This window comes from Psychrobium sp. nBUS_13 (assembly GCF_051201665.1).
GTDB lineage: Bacteria > Pseudomonadota > Gammaproteobacteria > Enterobacterales > Psychrobiaceae > Psychrobium.
In genome coordinates, this window is record NZ_CP179210.1 from 102,738 (window position 1) to 118,124 (window position 15,387).

The 15,387-nt window shown below is 39.1% G+C and carries 17 protein-coding genes; 6 read left to right on the forward strand and 11 right to left on the reverse strand.

All coding sequences use genetic code 11. The features are described 5' to 3' along the window. Window positions 1–9: 9 nt before the first annotated feature. Together ACMAZF_RS00470 and ACMAZF_RS00475 are read left to right on the forward strand one after the other, a co-directional pair. The gene (locus ACMAZF_RS00470; protein WP_435275551.1) at window positions 10–798 is read left to right on the forward strand and encodes a glycosyltransferase family 2 protein; all 789 of its coding nucleotides are present in this window, start codon (window positions 10–12) and stop codon (window positions 796–798) included. Beyond that, complete coding sequence (locus tag ACMAZF_RS00475; RefSeq protein ID WP_435275552.1) at window positions 788–1,543, forward strand: glycosyltransferase family 25 protein; 756 nt, start codon at window positions 788–790, stop codon at window positions 1,541–1,543. The genes ACMAZF_RS00470 and ACMAZF_RS00475 overlap by 11 nt, the downstream gene beginning before the upstream one ends. Window positions 1,544–1,546: 3 nt before the next feature. Here ACMAZF_RS00475 and ACMAZF_RS00480 read toward each other — a convergent pair whose 3' ends face one another. The 3 genes from ACMAZF_RS00480 to ACMAZF_RS00490 form a co-directional block, all read right to left on the reverse strand. Beyond that, window positions 1,547–3,028, reverse strand: coding sequence for a capsule assembly Wzi family protein (locus ACMAZF_RS00480; RefSeq protein ID WP_435275553.1), 1,482 nt, complete (start codon window positions 3,026–3,028; stop codon window positions 1,547–1,549). Beyond that, window positions 3,025–3,510: a pantetheine-phosphate adenylyltransferase gene (coaD, locus tag ACMAZF_RS00485; RefSeq protein ID WP_435275554.1), complete on the reverse strand. Its 486-nt coding sequence runs from the start codon at window positions 3,508–3,510 to the stop codon at window positions 3,025–3,027. The genes ACMAZF_RS00480 and coaD overlap by 4 nt, the downstream gene beginning before the upstream one ends. Window positions 3,511–3,594: 84 nt before the next feature. Then, on the reverse strand, window positions 3,595–4,650 hold the full coding sequence (locus ACMAZF_RS00490; protein ID WP_435275555.1) for a glycosyltransferase family 9 protein: 1,056 nt from the start codon (window positions 4,648–4,650) through the stop codon (window positions 3,595–3,597). Between the two features lie 106 nt (window positions 4,651–4,756). Between ACMAZF_RS00490 and ACMAZF_RS00495 the strand changes: the two genes are divergently transcribed. Next, complete coding sequence (locus ACMAZF_RS00495) at window positions 4,757–5,479, forward strand: 3-deoxy-D-manno-octulosonic acid kinase (protein ID WP_435275556.1); 723 nt, start codon at window positions 4,757–4,759, stop codon at window positions 5,477–5,479. Here ACMAZF_RS00495 and waaA read toward each other — a convergent pair. Then, window positions 5,476–6,741: a lipid IV(A) 3-deoxy-D-manno-octulosonic acid transferase gene (waaA, locus tag ACMAZF_RS00500; RefSeq protein WP_435275557.1), complete on the reverse strand. Its 1,266-nt coding sequence runs from the start codon at window positions 6,739–6,741 to the stop codon at window positions 5,476–5,478. The two genes, ACMAZF_RS00495 and waaA, sit on opposite strands and share 4 nt — an antisense overlap. A 122-nt stretch (window positions 6,742–6,863) precedes the next feature. On the opposite strand from waaA, the gene ACMAZF_RS00505 reads away from it, so the two are divergent. From ACMAZF_RS00505 to tdh, 3 genes are all read left to right on the forward strand, one after another. After that, window positions 6,864–7,529 (forward strand): TetR/AcrR family transcriptional regulator, encoded by a 666-nt coding sequence (locus ACMAZF_RS00505; protein ID WP_435275558.1) that lies wholly within the window; start codon window positions 6,864–6,866, stop codon window positions 7,527–7,529. Window positions 7,530–7,745: 216 nt separating this feature from the next. Beyond that, complete coding sequence (locus ACMAZF_RS00510; RefSeq protein WP_435275559.1) at window positions 7,746–8,936, forward strand: glycine C-acetyltransferase; 1,191 nt, start codon at window positions 7,746–7,748, stop codon at window positions 8,934–8,936. A 2-nt stretch (window positions 8,937–8,938) separates the two neighbouring features. Continuing rightward, a complete protein-coding gene (gene tdh, locus ACMAZF_RS00515; RefSeq protein ID WP_435275560.1) occupies window positions 8,939–9,964 on the forward strand; it encodes an L-threonine 3-dehydrogenase in 1,026 nt (341 codons plus the stop codon). A 79-nt stretch (window positions 9,965–10,043) separates the two neighbouring features. On the opposite strand, the gene ACMAZF_RS00520 is transcribed toward tdh, so the two are convergent. The 7 genes from ACMAZF_RS00520 to ACMAZF_RS00550 all read right to left on the reverse strand — a co-directional run bounded on the left by ACMAZF_RS00520 (window position 10,044) and on the right by ACMAZF_RS00550 (window position 15,118). Further along, complete coding sequence (locus ACMAZF_RS00520) at window positions 10,044–10,253, reverse strand: hypothetical protein (RefSeq protein ID WP_435275561.1); 210 nt, start codon at window positions 10,251–10,253, stop codon at window positions 10,044–10,046. Between the two features lie 63 nt (window positions 10,254–10,316). Next, a complete protein-coding gene (locus ACMAZF_RS00525; RefSeq protein ID WP_435275562.1) occupies window positions 10,317–11,000 on the reverse strand; it encodes an RQC domain-containing protein in 684 nt (227 codons plus the stop codon). A 2-nt stretch (window positions 11,001–11,002) separates the two neighbouring features. Then, on the reverse strand, window positions 11,003–11,698 hold the full coding sequence (locus ACMAZF_RS00530) for an ABC transporter ATP-binding protein (RefSeq protein ID WP_435275563.1): 696 nt from the start codon (window positions 11,696–11,698) through the stop codon (window positions 11,003–11,005). Window positions 11,699–11,701: 3 nt separating this feature from the next. Next, the gene (locus ACMAZF_RS00535) at window positions 11,702–12,931 is read right to left on the reverse strand and encodes an ABC transporter permease (RefSeq protein WP_435275564.1); all 1,230 of its coding nucleotides are present in this window, start codon (window positions 12,929–12,931) and stop codon (window positions 11,702–11,704) included. Next, window positions 12,931–14,175, reverse strand: coding sequence for an efflux RND transporter periplasmic adaptor subunit (locus tag ACMAZF_RS00540; protein WP_435275565.1), 1,245 nt, complete (start codon window positions 14,173–14,175; stop codon window positions 12,931–12,933). The genes ACMAZF_RS00535 and ACMAZF_RS00540 overlap by 1 nt, the downstream gene beginning before the upstream one ends. 14 nt (window positions 14,176–14,189) lie before the next feature. Beyond that, window positions 14,190–14,879 carry a hypothetical protein gene (locus tag ACMAZF_RS00545; RefSeq protein WP_435275566.1) on the reverse strand — a complete coding sequence of 230 codons (690 nt, stop codon included), beginning with the start codon at window positions 14,877–14,879 and terminating at the stop codon, window positions 14,190–14,192. A 65-nt stretch (window positions 14,880–14,944) separates the two neighbouring features. Next, window positions 14,945–15,118, reverse strand: a complete 174-nt coding sequence (locus tag ACMAZF_RS00550) for a hypothetical protein (RefSeq protein ID WP_435275567.1) — start codon at window positions 15,116–15,118, stop codon at window positions 14,945–14,947. Window positions 15,119–15,387 lie beyond the last annotated feature (269 nt).

The window sequence follows — 15,387 nt, forward strand, 5'->3', positions numbered from 1 at the left end:
GAGTCCATAATGAGTAAATCACCAATAAGCGTGTTCATCGTTACTTTAAATGAAGAAAAGAATATAGAGCGTGCTTTGCGCAGTGTGAGTTTTGCCGATGAAGTAATTGTAGTTGATTCTGGTAGTAGTGATAATACTGTTGCTTTGGCGGAAAACATGGGGGCGAACGTAATTTTTAATGAGTGGCCTGGTTACGCAAAGCAGAAACAGTTTGCGATGCAGTTATGCAAACATGACTGGGTGTTAAATTTAGATGCAGATGAAGAAATTACTAATGAGCTCGCTCGTAAATATCAATCACTCGTCAATCAAGATAAATATGTAAGTGTGCGTTGTACGCGTGATGATTTGTTTATTGGGCAGAAAATGTCATCTTGGACAAAAAAGCCAAACAATAATCGATTGTATCGAAAGTCATTATCTAACTTTGATATTTCAAGATATGTTCATGAAAGCGCAGATGTTGATGGAAAAGAAATATTTATTAAAGAGTCTTTAACGCATTATGGATATGGTTCTATTGAAGTTTTAACTCATAAAAATAATCAATACTCTTCACTCAAAGCGCAAGAGAAGTTTTCAAAAAATAAGCCTTATTCTTTGATAAAATTAGTCACCATTTTTCCGCTTATTTTCATTAAAGAATACCTCTTTCAACGTAAACTCTTTTCAGGTGTTCGCGGTTTTACATTATCCATTATGCTAGCGTACTACGCGTTTATTAAAGAAGCTAAATTGTATGAGTTACATCATATATCGACTCAAGAACATGATAAGAAAAATAAAGATGAATCCTAAATTTAAAGTATTAGTTATTAACTTAGATTCTAGTGAAGACCGATTGCTCTCAATGGGTAATCAACTTGCTGAATTGGGACTGGATTTTGAGCGAGTTGTCGGTGTTCGGGGCAGCGAGTTAAGTGAAGAAGAAAAATCAGCAGTATATGATCGACAAGTTAATACTAAGAAATACTATAAATTACTCAATGATGGCGAGATAGGCTGCTATCTAAGTCATGTTAGGTGTTATGAGAAAATCGTAAGCGATCAACTAGATTTTGCGTTGATTTTAGAAGACGATGCTATTTTAACAACTGATATCGTTAAGTTTATTGATCAAATAGGTTGTTTAGAGAGGAGTTGGGATTACGTTAAATTATCTCATGGGAGAAAACAAAAGGATATGCAGAACACCACTGTGTTAATAGATAACCTAGCGATTGGTAATACGGCTAAGTTACCTTCAACGACAACAGGGCAGTTTGTTTCTTTAAACGGTGCTAGCAAGCTTATCAAACATGCACTACCAGTTGCGAGGCCTATTGATATAGATATTCAATACTGGTTTGAAAAAGAATTAAAATGCCTTGTTGTTAGGCCATTTCCTGTCTTAAATGGTGACTTTGGCAGTGAGATAAACGTTGTTGAAGATCGACGCCTAACGCAAAAAAGTCGGTGGCGTCGAATTCTTCAAAAAGTAAACTATGAATGGAATTTATTCCGCCATCGAAATAAAATTCCAAGCATTCCTAATAAACGATAATTTTTAATATCGTAAATCCCAAGACGAATAAACAGTAAACTCTGTTTGATTATCTTGGGTTAGAAAAGTCGAATATTCGCCTTGCACGCCAAGAGTGAGTAGCCCTTTTTTTATCGGCATCTTGTATTCGAATTCAATTTGTTTCAATTCTTCAAATACTTCTGAAACTTGGTTGCCAATTTCAGGTAATGGAGAACGGTCAACGTTATCACTATTTAATTTCGCAATAGTGAGTTTTGCGTGCCATTGGTGATGTTCATCTGTTTCTCCTATTGCTCCCAAACTCCAAGCTTTGGCATCGTTATCGAATGTAGAGCCAATTGATCGTTTATGGTATCGATAGCCGGTTTTATAAGTGCCGTGTTCGTAATAACAATTTAAGGCTGTTGACGAACCACCAGCACAGCCAACTTGAGTATCAGTGTATTCAAGGTATAAGCGGGTACCGTTGAAAAAGGCACTTGAATCGAGTCCATAAACATAAGCTTTATCGACAGGTCGGTAATTTACTGCATCTTCCCCAACAGTCTGGGCATAAAAAGCAAATGGAACATCTAGAATAGTGTTGTGCCAGCGCAAATCGATGCCTGCTAATTGATTACCATATTTCGTGTGTAACGCAGAATCACACTCTGCTGCACCATTGGCACATTGCGGAGAACTACTTAGTGCATTCCAAAAGTTGGAGAGGCTATTGGACTGTCCTTGCCCTCCCCATTGAATAGACCAGTTAGCACCAATTTCAAGAGAATCAAACGGACGAATAGTCGCTCTAGTGCTCCATAATAATGCATCAGGAACAGTCCTGTTTGACTCCAATTTAGCCATTTGAGCTGTGAACGACCAACGGCCTATCCAGCTTAATAGCGGTGTATCAAACGCTTCATTATTACTACGCGTTAGGCTGAGCGCTGGCAATGGACGGGCGTTATTTGTCATTAATAGACTAGATCCCCAACCAGGTCCCCACCACTGAGGGGGTGCACCGACTTTTAATATCCAATTTTCATATATAATTGCTGCGTAACTGTCATCAAATGTAAACTCTTGGCCACCTTCTGGAGCATGTCGTAATTGTGAACTGACTTTGAACGCCCAAAAATCACCTACCGTTTCCCGACTTAACGTCAGCTTAGCTTTTTCTCGGTAACTATCACCAAACCCATGCAACCTTTTAGGGTTATTAGCCGCAGACAGCTTGAGTTGATTAGCAAATTTGTTAGCTTTAGACTTTTTGTAATAATGCATCACTTGCATATAACTATTACGTAGCTCTTTAGGCAAGTTATCGAGCTTTACTTGGTTAATATCTTCATTGATCGCATCCCACATTAAGGGATAAGTAGTTACTGGCGATTTAATAATATTTGCATCAGATAGTCGCTGAATATGGTGCCGTAGATGTAAGTTTGTGGCATCAACCCAAATTGAGGCAACGGCTGTATTACTTGATAATAACAATGCTGTTAACGCAAGGTATTTCATTTAACTTTTCCTTGTTGTGTTAGTGCTTTAGAAACAATTTCAGGAACAAATTGACTGACATCGCCTTTATGCAGTGCGACATCCTTGACTAGTGTTGACGAAATGAAAGAATTTTGCTCTGCCGGCGTTAAGAATACACTTTCTAATTCTGGGTAGAGTCGTCGGTTCATATTTGCTAATTGGAATTCGTATTCAAAGTCAGAAACGGCGCGCAAACCTCTAATCAATACTTTTGCATTTTTTTCTTTTGCGAAATCTACAAGTAATCCAGAGAATCCAACAACTTCGATATTAGGGAGGTGTTGCGTGACTAATATGGCAAGTTCGACTCGTTGTTGTAAGTCAAACTTTGGATTTTTGCTTGGATTATTGGCTACGCCTACGATGACATGATCAAATAATTTAGACGCTCTTTCAATTAAATCTAAATGACCATTAGTAATTGGGTCAAATGTACCTGGGTAAATTGCATTTACACGCATTCATTAATCCTTTCTATATAACTAGTAGTGTACTTTTATTAAACACATATTTGTAAGTACAATTATTGAAATCAGTTAGCTGATTTAGTTAAGACATTTATCTAAAATAATAGTTTCAAACTTATCACGAACTGCTTTGACAGTGATGTCGTTCATTAGTTTTTCGCCTTTAGCGCGTTTTCCCCACTTAACAAGGTTTAATGGGCGCTGTTGCTGACTAACAATATGATGATCGTATACGCTGACCACATATTCTCGCGAGAAATAAGGACCTGTTCGACCTGGATTGCTGTGAGCATATAAGCCAATCACATGCGTGCCCATAGCAACGGCCATATGAGCTGGACCAGTATCCGGCGCCAAGACAATATCAGCATGCTTTACCATGCCCAATAGCTGCTTAAGACTTGTCTCGCCAATCATATTCTTAGGTGTTGATTTACAGTGACTGATAATTTCTTCCCCCAAGCTTTTCTCCAGCTCGGTTGGGCCACCGCATAGAATCACATCCCAGCCTTTTTTGGCGGCGTGATCTGCAATGGCTGCATAACCTTCAGCATGCCAATTGCGTTCCGCTTTACTAGCTGCTGGGCTGATAACTAATGTTCGCTTGTCGTTTTTAAAGCGCGCTTTAGCCCATTCGTCATCTTCACGTGGTAGCGGCATGTTCCATGTCGGTGTTGTATCAGTTACGCCGATAACTTCAGCAAATGCCATAAAACCATCGAGTACGTGAGCTTGATGCTGCTTAGCAATGCGGCGATTGACGAATAACCAGTGGCCTTCTTTGGCACGCACTTTGTCGAAACCGACTTTAAACTTTGCCTTAATACATAGGCTTGCAAGACTAGCGCGCAACGCCACTTGCATTTGCAGTAATACATCAAATTTTTGACCGTTAAGTGCTGCTTTTAAATCCTTGTAGCCTTGTCTACCAGCGCTTTTATCAAAAATAACAAATTCAACGCCGGGTAAATCTTTCAGCAACATCGCTTCAACTTTACCGATTATCCAAGTGATTGTTGCTTCTGGCCATTTGCGCTGCATTGCCTGCACCGCCGCCACACAATTACACACATCGCCAATGGCCGATAGACGCAGAATGCAAATCGACTTTGGTGAATCACTAGGATATTTCATTAATTAACGCCTTAGAGAAAATTTGTCAGCAGTTTAACACGAATTTAGCCGTTGATTACCAGTAAGGCAGTGATAGAATTATCAAAAATATCAATAGGTCATTTCTTTGAACACACATATTCATTCACATCATAATCAATGGTTGATCCATGCGCCAGAACTTAATGTCAATGCACAATGGTTTACCCCAGAATATTGGCAACAACAAAACAAGATTTTGGGACAATCACGTGGTCGTAACATTACGTGGTTTGTGGGTGATGAAAGCTCGCCAATGGTGTTGCGTCATTATTATCGCGGTGGTTTGATTGGAAAGTTAGTGACTGATAAATATTGGTTTAGTGGACTCAAAAACACGCGTGCTTATCGAGAATATCAATTATTAATTGAGTTAGAAAAACGTAAGTTACCTGCTTGTCGAGTTGTTGCAGCGAACGTCGTTAAATCTGGATTGAATTATCGCGCTGATTTACTGATGAAAATGGTCGATGGTGGGCAAGATTTAGTTGCTCTATTAACTAAGTCACCAATGTCAGAGGAGCTATGGCAGGAAATTGGTAAAACACTCGCTATTTTTCATAAAAATAACGTATATCATGCCGATCTTAATGCGCATAACATATTAATGAATAAAGATAATAACGCTTGGTTGATTGACTTTGATCGCGGTGAAATAAAACAACAACGCGGTCAATGGTGCCAAGATAACCTCGATCGCCTGTTACGTTCATTTAATAAAGAACTCAATCAATTACCTCAATTCTATTTTGAGCAAGATAATTGGAAAACCTTGATGGCAGCCTACAATGCTGAGCTGGCCATAAACTAAATTTTCTGGTCAACCCAAGTCATTAAACGCTGTAATGTGCCTTGGTTGTCGGCAACGACTTGCAAGGCATGCTTTCCCATTTGCTGGCGCATTACTTCATCATTGAGTAATTTACTAATCAATTGAGTTAACTCTGTGTCATTTGTTACTTGCTGTAATCCTTGGCTGGCAAGTAACTTGTTACAGATATCACTAAAGTTATAACAAGACTCACCCATGATGATAGGTTTCCCCAAAGCCGCTGGCTCTAATGGATTATGACCACCTCGCGCAATTAAACTACCGCCAATATAGGTAATATCACCGATCCCTAACAACAATAGCATTTCTCCCATTGTATCGCCGATAACAACCTGGGTATCGCTCGAAGGTGTTGTACCTTGGCTACGACGAGCAATGTTAAATCCTCGCGCGGTTGCTTGTTGTGCTACCTCATCAAATCGCTCGCTATGGCGTGGAATAATAACCAGCAGCAAGTTAGGAAACTGAGCTAATAGCGACTGATGCGTCTGAAGAAGTTGCTCGTTTTCGCCGGGATGTGTACTGCCTGCAACCCAAACAGGGCGATCGTGTGCCCAACGTTGTTTTAGTTGTTGTTGCTGATTTTTTAGTTCACTTGAAATGCTCAATTCAAACTTAATGCTACCGCCAATAGTTAACTTATCTTTAGGTAATCCAAGGGTAATAAATCGCTCACCGTCACTTGAATATTGCGCAGCGACACAGTCAAGATTGTTGAGCATTTCATGCATTAACGGCGCGGCTTTACTGAGATAGCCATTCATCGATTTTTCAGACATTCGCGCATTGGCCAACAATATCGGAGTTTTAGCCTGAGAAAGTTGATGAATTAGATTTGGCCAAAGCTCAGTTTCCATTACTATTGCGGCCTGCGGAGCTACTTGGTTTAAAAAGCGCTTCACGCTGCCCGGTAAGTCAATAGGCACATAGCAATGTGCAACACTGGCGCCAAAGAGTTTTTTGACCATAGCACTGCCTGTGGGGGTGCTGGTTGTTACTAAAACTTGGTGTGAGGGATAGTCATTTACAATTTGCTTAATTAACGGTGCTGCAGCAATGGTTTCCCCCACTGAAACACTATGAATCAAAATGACTGGCTTAGTAATGTTTAAGCGTTTAAATCCAAATCGCTCAGCGACTCGGCCGCGATAATCTTCACTTTTGAAGGCGCGGTATAGTAAATATATCAGTACAACCGGAGTAGCTAAATACATAAAAACATTGTAGAAAAAGCGATTCATTGTTTTGCACTGACTCCGATTACAGGTTACATTGGCGAGGTGTTTAACGGCATTCTACGTTGTTTTAAGTAAAATCAAAATAACGGGCTTCAAACAAACAATAAGATAGTGAAAAGCTACGTATGAAAACAAAAGATAAAATCATCCAAGGCAGCATCGAATTATTTAATCAACAGGGAGAACGTAATGTGACGACGAATCACATTGCTGAACATGTTGGGATAAGCCCCGGTAACCTCTATTATCATTACCGCAATAAAGACGACATCATCCGTTCTATTTACAAGCTCTATGAAAAGAACCTTGATCAAATGTTTCAACCTCAAGACTCGAGTAGTCAGGGGATGGATGAAATGATGTATTACCTAGAACGTGTTTTTTATTCGATGTGGCAATTTCGATTTTTTTACGCCAATTTACCTGACATTTTGGCGCGAGATCCTCAGCTACATGAACGATACCTTGTTGCTCAAAAATCACTTTACCAACGAATCGTTAGTACGTTAAAGCAAGTCCGTAGTCAGGGCTTTATAACGCTAGATGATGCAATGATTGATGATTTAGCGCATACATTAAAGCTCGTTGTAGCATTTTGGATTAGTTATCAACACACCCAAAGCTTAGGTGAAATTACCCAAGCAACAATCTCTCAGGGTGTTATTAAAGTATTTAACGTCGTCAAAGGATATTTAACGCCGTCAGGTCTTAGTAATATTCAAGAAATTGAGAACAAATATCTAATGATGATGAAAACTAATGCAATAGATATTGATAAGGCATTAGTTTAACTAATGTTTTGTGTAGCTCTATTAGGTTTTTAATATTTAAAACAGTGCATTAAATACGTAATGATATCTTTACCATGAAATATTCTAATACTGCTTAAATATCCCACTTCAAAAGCTGATTTACTTTTTTAATCCGATTACACTTAACTCAATTATTTCGTAATGTCGTGTTGTTATACAAGCGATTCATTACCCAAATTTAAGCGAGGAGAGAATATGTCTAGCGCATTTAATCAATTTATTACTGAGCAACTAGAGCAAGTAAAAGCTGAAGGTCTTTATAAAGAAGAGCGGTTCTTACTGTCTCCTCAAGAAACTGACATTAGTGTTGCTAAAGGTGATGTTATTAACTTTTGTGCTAATAACTACTTAGGCCTCGCAAATCACCCTCAATTAGTTGAAGCAGCGAAAGCTGGCTTAGATGCAAATGGCTTCGGCATGGCATCTGTACGCTTTATTTGTGGTACTCAAGACATTCACAAACAGCTAGAAAGTGATTTAAGTGCATTCTTGGCTATGGAAGATACCATTCTTTATTCTTCATGTTTTGACGCTAACGCTGGTTTATTTGAAACACTATTAGGCCCTGAAGATGCGATTATTTCTGATGCATTAAACCACGCGTCAATCATTGATGGTGTACGTTTGTGTAAAGCAAAACGTTTCCGTTACGCGAATAACGACATGGCGGCATTAGAAGAGCAGCTTATCGCAGCAACTGAAGCAGGCGCACGTTTCAAACTTATCGCGACTGACGGTGTGTTCTCAATGGACGGCGTTATCGCTAACCTAAAAGGCGTGTGTGATCTAGCTGATAAATACGGCGCTATGGTGATGGTTGATGATTCTCATGCCGTTGGCTTTGTTGGTGACGAAGGTCGTGGAACGCACGAATATTGTGAAGTGATGGATCGTGTAGACATTATCACTGGCACACTAGGTAAAGCGCTAGGCGGCGCGTCAGGTGGCTTTACATCGGCTAGCAAAGAAGTTGTTGAATGGTTGCGTCAACGTTCGCGCCCTTACTTGTTCTCAAACTCACTAGCACCAGCAATAGTAACGGCCTCTATCAAAGTATTAGACATGCTTAAAAATGGTCAAGAACTACGTGATCGTGTTAAGAGCAATGCTGAATACTTCCGCACGCAAATGGGCGCTGCTGGTTTTACTATGGCTGGTGCTGATCACGCTATTGTTCCTGTGATGTTAGGTGATGCAAAACTAGCGTCGACTATGTCTGACAAGCTGCTTGAAAAAGGCATTTACGTTATCGGTTTCTCTTTCCCTGTTGTGCCAAAAGGTCAAGCGCGTATTCGTACGCAAATGTCAGCGGCTCACACTAAAGAGCAATTAGATCGCGCTATAGCAGCCTTTATCGAAGTTGGTAAAGAACTAGAGGTTATCTAAGCATGAAAGCCTTAAGTAAATTAAAAGCCGAAAAAGGCATTTGGATGGTTGATGCGCCTACCCCGAAAATGGGCCATAACGATCTATTAATCAAAATTAAGAAAACCGCCATTTGTGGCACCGATATGCACATCTATGGTTGGGACGAGTGGGCACAGCGCACTATTCCTGTACCTATGGTTGTTGGTCACGAATACGTGGGTGAAGTTGTTGGTATCGGCCAAGAAGTTAAAGGCTTTGAACTTGGCGATCGCGTTTCTGGCGAGGGTCACATCACCTGTGGTCATTGTCGTAACTGTCGCGGCGGCCGTACACACTTGTGTCGTAATACAACGGGTGTTGGTGTTGACCGTGAAGGTTCATTTGCTGAATTCTTAGTAATTCCAGCATTTAATGCCTTTAAATTACCAGATGACATTTCAGACGAATTGGCTGCCGTATTCGACCCTTTTGGTAATGCTGTTCACACTGCCTTGTCATTTGATTTAGTCGGTGAAGATGTATTAATTACCGGTGCTGGTCCTATCGGCATCATGGCCGTTGCTATCTGTAAGCATGTTGGTGCCCGTAATGTTGTTATTACTGATGTAAACCCATACCGCCTAGAACTTGCTAAGAAAATGGGTGCAACACGTGCTGTAAACGTTGCTAATGAAAAACTTGAAGACGTTATGAGCGAACTTGGCATGACTGAAGGTTTTGACGTTGGTATGGAGATGTCAGGAGTACCTATGGCATTCCAAGGTATGCTAGACGCGATGAATCACGGTGGCCGTATTGCCATGTTGGGTATTCCACCATCAGACATGTCAATTGATTGGGACAAAGTGATATTTAAAGGCTTAGTAATTAAAGGCATTTACGGTCGTGAAATGTTTGAAACTTGGTACAAAATGGCCAGTTTGATTCAATCAGGATTAGATATCTCACCAATTATTACTCATCATTTCCCTATCGATCAATTCCAAAAGGGCTTTGACGCGATGGAGTCTGGTCAATCAGGTAAGGTTATTCTGCACTGGGATTAACTTTTTGGTTGATTAGTGATGGATAATGGAAAGCCCAACGTTGTTGGGCTTTTTTATTACCGGTAAATATTAAAAGTGATTATACACCCGCTGCAGAGTAGCCGTTGTTAAAGCCTTGAATAAAGCATTCTATTCCTTCTGGGATGTTGTGAATATCGGCATTGGGGATGATTGAAAATACTAATAAACCAGCTGAAAAGGCAATCGTTGCCTTAGGGTTACCTTTCTTTCTGGATACAAAGACTGCGATTGCTAGAATAGCTAAAATGAGAACTTTAATAGCTAGCATAAATTTCCTTATTAATTGTCTATTGAGTCCTCTAAAGATTAGCACGCTTCTACGGCCTAATCATTAATTTTCAAACTGATATTCCCTAATCAACGCCAAGAAATCATCACCAAACTTTTCTAATTTACGCTCACCAACGCCATTCACTCGCAATAATTCATAAGGTGTTTGAGGTTGTTGTTCGGCCATTTCTGCAAGGCTGGCATCGTTAAAGACGACATAAGGTGGTACACCTTGCGCGTCGGCGATGGTTTTACGTAGGGTGCGCAGTTTAGCGAATAACACCTCGTCATAATCGTAATCATCTTTGCGACTACGGCCTTTGGCGCTACTTGAACTCTTGCTAATAGCTTGCAGACGTGGCACGGCAAGTTCTATGACTTTTTCGCCTTTTAGCGCACTGCGGGCTTCGGGATTTAATACCAAAATTGAGCTGCGGGTGATGTCTTGGCGTAAATACCCTAAGTGAATAAGTTGGCGGAAGATACTGAGCCAATATTCAGCACTGTGTTCAACACCGATGCCGTAGGTGGTTAATTTGTCGTGACCGTACTCTAAAACTCGTTGATTCTTAGAGCCACGTAATACATCGATGACATAGGCGACCCCGAAGTTTTGTTGTACGCGATATACACAAGATAGTGCTTTTTGCGCGACGACTGTGCCATCAAAATGTTGTGGTGGATCTAAGCAGATATCGCAGTTGCCACATTTACTCGAGCCGTATTCGCCAAAATAATGGAGCAATACTAACCTATTTTAGGGCCAGGCAGACCGGTATCTCTTATAACTACACCATCTTTTAAATCTATGATGCGGGAAGCATAACTTGCAACATCTATTTCATGCGTCACTAAAATGATGGTTATACCTTTTTTGTGAAGCGATTTAAACAATTCCATTATATCCATGGTTGTCTTGCTGTCGAGGTTACCAGTAGGCTCATCTGCTAACAATATCATTGGCTGATTGATCAGCGCACGAGCAATCGCAACGCGCTGTTTTTGTCCCCCAGATAACATTCTTGGGTATGACAGATGAACTCGCTGCTCTAAATTTACCGATTTTAATATATTTAATGCTCGCTCTTTCGATGATGAATCTTTTTTACCATTAAATAATGTTGGATAAAGAATATTTTCTAATACTGTTTTCCTAGGGTGTAGGTGGAATCCTTGAAAGATAAACCCCATATTCGAATTTCTAAAAAAAGATAAGCGATCATCACTCATATCAGAAATGTCGATATTTTTGAATAAATACTGCCCGTCATCTATGCCAGATAAACAACCAATAATATTCATTAATGTTGATTTTCCAGATCCCGAAGATCCCATGATAGCAACAAACTCCCCTTCATAGATCTGTAAATTAAAGTTATCAAAAACAGTGAATTTATTATCACTCTCTGAAAATCGCTTTATAATATTTTTTAACTCGATCATTGTTTATTCCGTTGTTAATGCGGTGACAGGATCAAGGGCCGCTGCTTTTCGTGCTGGAGCAACGCCGCAAAGAATACCAATTAATACCGATATTGTGATTGATGTTGCGGCTGTCCACAACGGAATAACAGCATGTTCAATATTATTATTTCCGAGAACTATGACTTGAGACAGAATCCACCCAACCATAATACCCACCACTGCGCCACCAAAGCAAAGTAACGCAGATTCGATTAAAATTTGTTTTTTAATATATTTTTGGGTCGCGCCCAGAGCACGCATAAGACCTATCTCACGTGTTCTCTCATTCACAGATACTAACATAACATTCATAATACCAATGCTTCCTACCAGCAAAGATACAAAGCTAACGAGCAGCAACATATTTGTTGTCTTATTTAAAATAACTTTAGAAAGGCGTTGGATCTCACTGGCATCTTCTATATGAAAGTTGTCAGTTTCATGTGGTGGTGTGTGCTGTGAGCGTCTTAAACTAGCAGTAGCACTACGTAGCACATGCTTATATTCTGCAATATCGGCGATTTCAAAACCTAAACGCAATGACAAAGCATCATTTGTTATTTGATTAGCCGTGCCGAAAGGCAAATAGATGTCAGCACTAGTCGCTAAAATATCGGACGAATCGCCAGGCATAACACCAACAATATCTAACCATATAGAACCAACTCTAATTCGACTATTAATAGGGTTGTCTGGTAAACCGAGCTTGGTAATCAAAGATTTACTGACTAAACATACTGGTCGATTCTTGTCGCTATCACTGTCTACAATAAACCGTCCCTGTAGCGGGAAACGGCCTGTCAATTGTGGTAACCTGTCAGTTGTGGCAAGTATTTTTCCTGTGATTTTTTTATCCAAGTAGCTGATTGTACCATTTTTTCCATCAGGATCTGAGATAGGTACAATACTAAAGGCGACCACATTTTTAATGCCATTAACCTGATTTTTTAAAGCTCGCCATTCATTAATAGTCAATGGAGGGACATATTCACTGTTCATCCATTTATATATATTAGGACCAACAATAATAGTTTCATTTCCTATTACCTTAAATTCTTTAACTAGACTTCGCTCAAAACCATAAACGATCCCAACAATGGTAATCACACCTCCAATTGCGATTACCATACCTAATGCCGTTAGCATTGATCTGGTTTTATTAGCATTTAACTCTAGATAAGCTGCTTTTACTTGGTGGATGAATTCAATCATTAGGTGTTATTATCGTTAATTGCAGATTTATTAACAACGCGTTGATTATTTGTAGAATGATCAGTGACAGTATCACCTTCGACTAATGAGTTTAAGAATTTAGCTGGGCCGTAAATAACACGTTCGCCTACTTGTATCCCTTTACGTATTTCTTGTAAAGAACGATCTGAAACACCCAGTTCGACCATCTTTTTCACAACTATATTATCTTCAATAGTATATAAGAAATAATTCCGTTTGGATCCAGCTATATAAGTTCGCTCTTTGTCAGTTTTCTCATCATACAGCACTGCAGAGAGGGGGACTGTTATTGGGCTACTTTGCGACTCCAAAATTTCTAACTCGGCACCCATGCCAGCATAAAGTTGCTCATTGTCATGAGCTTTAAAGGAAATCTCCACAGCGATTTGTCGATCATTTTTACTTCGGCCTTCATTTTTATAAGATGCATTTAACATGGTTGCTACGTGTACTATCTTGCCTGTTAATAACTGTTGTGGATTGTTATTTAATTTCACTATAGCGCTTTGTCCAACTGATATTCGACTAATATCAAATTCTGAAATATAGGCCATAATCGAATAATCGCTTAAGTCTGCAATGAGCATTAATTCTGAGCCAGCAGCCCCTAAGGTGCTTGATATCGCAGTTTCACCTTCTTTTATACGAGTAGCAATAACAGTACCATTAATGGGTGATTTAATGATTGTTTTTTCCGCTTTTTGTTTGGCTAGCGCCAGTTGTGACATCGCTTGAATAACATTTTCTTTGGCACTTTCTAAATCCAATTTCTTTATTGCTAGTTCAGTCCTTGCAATATCTTCACTATAAATGTCAATGGCTTCAGCTTCTCGTAAGCGTTGCAGTTTGTCGAAATATAACTGTTTGATAATAACTTCTTGTGCAATCCTCTTTTCTTGTATACGATTTTTCCTTAACTGTGCCATTGCAAGTTCAATTTCTTTGTCAACATCTTCTCTATCAAGCTGAATTAATGGTTGCCCAATTTTAACACGTTCGCCATCTGTGACTTTTATATCTATTACTTTCGCGATAACTTCAGAAGATAGTGTCACTTTAGTATTGAGCATAACTGTACCAGACACAAACAATGAAGCATTTATTTCTTGAATTTTGGCAGTGGATATCCTAATTTGTAATTGCTCTTGTTTTCCTGATTTCAACACTGATATTATAACTACACCAACAATTAGTAAAAACGTTAAACTACTAATCCATTTCATATTTAACTTCCGTTTTAAAAAACTAACCACAAATACTTTAAACCTAACATTACTGCTACGGGAACAATTGTGAATATTGCTGTTTGCAGCCAATTAGTTTGAAATTGGCGATGAAATAAAAAACCACTCAAAAGTGCACCTATAAATAGAGACATATCGGTATTACTTAAAAATAGATACCATTTATCTAATGATTTGACAGGACCAAAAAAGTTATAAAATGATAGGATGTTAAATTCTGTGGACAATCGTTGGATAGGTGTTTCATATCCAGACATACTTACAATGGAATAAATAGCCACTAGTATGTAGGGGAATTTAATTATTAAAGCAAATAACGATAAATAAGCTTTTTTTACCTTCTCCAGTAAAAGCGAACCTACTAAAAGAGAAACAGAAATTAACGTGACCATTTCAAATAAGATTGATAAAATCTCAATCTGTGTCCAACGCCAAAAAAACAAGGGTGCGCTTAAATTTTGTACTGTTGCTTGCGAGATTTCTGAAATTTCATCTTCAGGTAAGCCACTGCCATCGTATAAATTCATTTCATTCCACAAGTGATCAGTGCTGTTATGATAGACATAACTAAGTGACAGTTGAACAATAAACAGCAATAAAAATACTGACCACCAATGCTTGAAAGGGCCAAGACTCTCAATGAGGTTTGTATTTTTTTTATTATATTCAGTTTTGGTATTCATAATCTTAGTCTCTGTTTAGTGAAGGTATTTTTTCCAAAATACCTTCACTATTTATAACAATAAGGTTAGCCCTCTACTGTGCCGCGACAACTAATATAAACCTTAGAACAACCAACTGCTGAACCACCATTGTTCTCACACGTTTCTTTGAGACTTTGACATTCAGCTTTCGGTAGAGCGACAACGATGCTAGAGATAAACAGGCCAGCGATCACCACATATATTTTTCTAATTTTCATTTCTATTCCTTTCCTTAATGATTAGATGACAGATTACTTCTTGCCTCGGCAAGTTACATAGTCATTGCTGCAAGACACTGCATCACCTTCAACTAGACATTTAGTTAATTTTGATTTGCACTCCGACTTAGGCAACGCACTAACACCGCCGACAACCCCGACTGAAAACAGTACAGCTAGCACTGAAACTTTCAAAACTTTCATATGATCTCCTTATTAACTTAATTCTCTTGACTAAAATTGTCGCAAATAAACTATATCAATGGAAA

Coding starts and splice junctions, on each gene's coding strand:
- tdh (WP_435275560.1), top strand. CDS start 8,939: ATGAAAGCCTTAAGTAAATTAAAAGCCGAAAAAGGCATTTGGATGGTT.
- ACMAZF_RS00490 (WP_435275555.1), bottom strand. CDS start 4,650: ATGAAATATCCTAGTGATTCACCAAAGTCGATTTGCATTCTGCGTCTA.
- ACMAZF_RS00535 (WP_435275564.1), bottom strand. CDS start 12,931: ATGATTGAATTCATCCACCAAGTAAAAGCAGCTTATCTAGAGTTAAAT.
- ACMAZF_RS00540 (WP_435275565.1), bottom strand. CDS start 14,175: ATGAAATGGATTAGTAGTTTAACGTTTTTACTAATTGTTGGTGTAGTT.
- ACMAZF_RS00470 (WP_435275551.1), top strand. CDS start 10: ATGAGTAAATCACCAATAAGCGTGTTCATCGTTACTTTAAATGAAGAA.
- waaA (WP_435275557.1), bottom strand. CDS start 6,741: ATGAATCGCTTTTTCTACAATGTTTTTATGTATTTAGCTACTCCGGTT.
- ACMAZF_RS00505 (WP_435275558.1), top strand. CDS start 6,864: ATGAAAACAAAAGATAAAATCATCCAAGGCAGCATCGAATTATTTAAT.
- ACMAZF_RS00510 (WP_435275559.1), top strand. CDS start 7,746: ATGTCTAGCGCATTTAATCAATTTATTACTGAGCAACTAGAGCAAGTA.
- ACMAZF_RS00530 (WP_435275563.1), bottom strand. CDS start 11,698: ATGATCGAGTTAAAAAATATTATAAAGCGATTTTCAGAGAGTGATAAT.
- ACMAZF_RS00475 (WP_435275552.1), top strand. CDS start 788: ATGAATCCTAAATTTAAAGTATTAGTTATTAACTTAGATTCTAGTGAA.
- ACMAZF_RS00480 (WP_435275553.1), bottom strand. CDS start 3,028: ATGAAATACCTTGCGTTAACAGCATTGTTATTATCAAGTAATACAGCC.
- ACMAZF_RS00520 (WP_435275561.1), bottom strand. CDS start 10,253: ATGCTAGCTATTAAAGTTCTCATTTTAGCTATTCTAGCAATCGCAGTC.
- coaD (WP_435275554.1), bottom strand. CDS start 3,510: ATGCGTGTAAATGCAATTTACCCAGGTACATTTGACCCAATTACTAAT.
- ACMAZF_RS00550 (WP_435275567.1), bottom strand. CDS start 15,118: ATGAAAATTAGAAAAATATATGTGGTGATCGCTGGCCTGTTTATCTCT.
- ACMAZF_RS00545 (WP_435275566.1), bottom strand. CDS start 14,879: ATGAATACCAAAACTGAATATAATAAAAAAAATACAAACCTCATTGAG.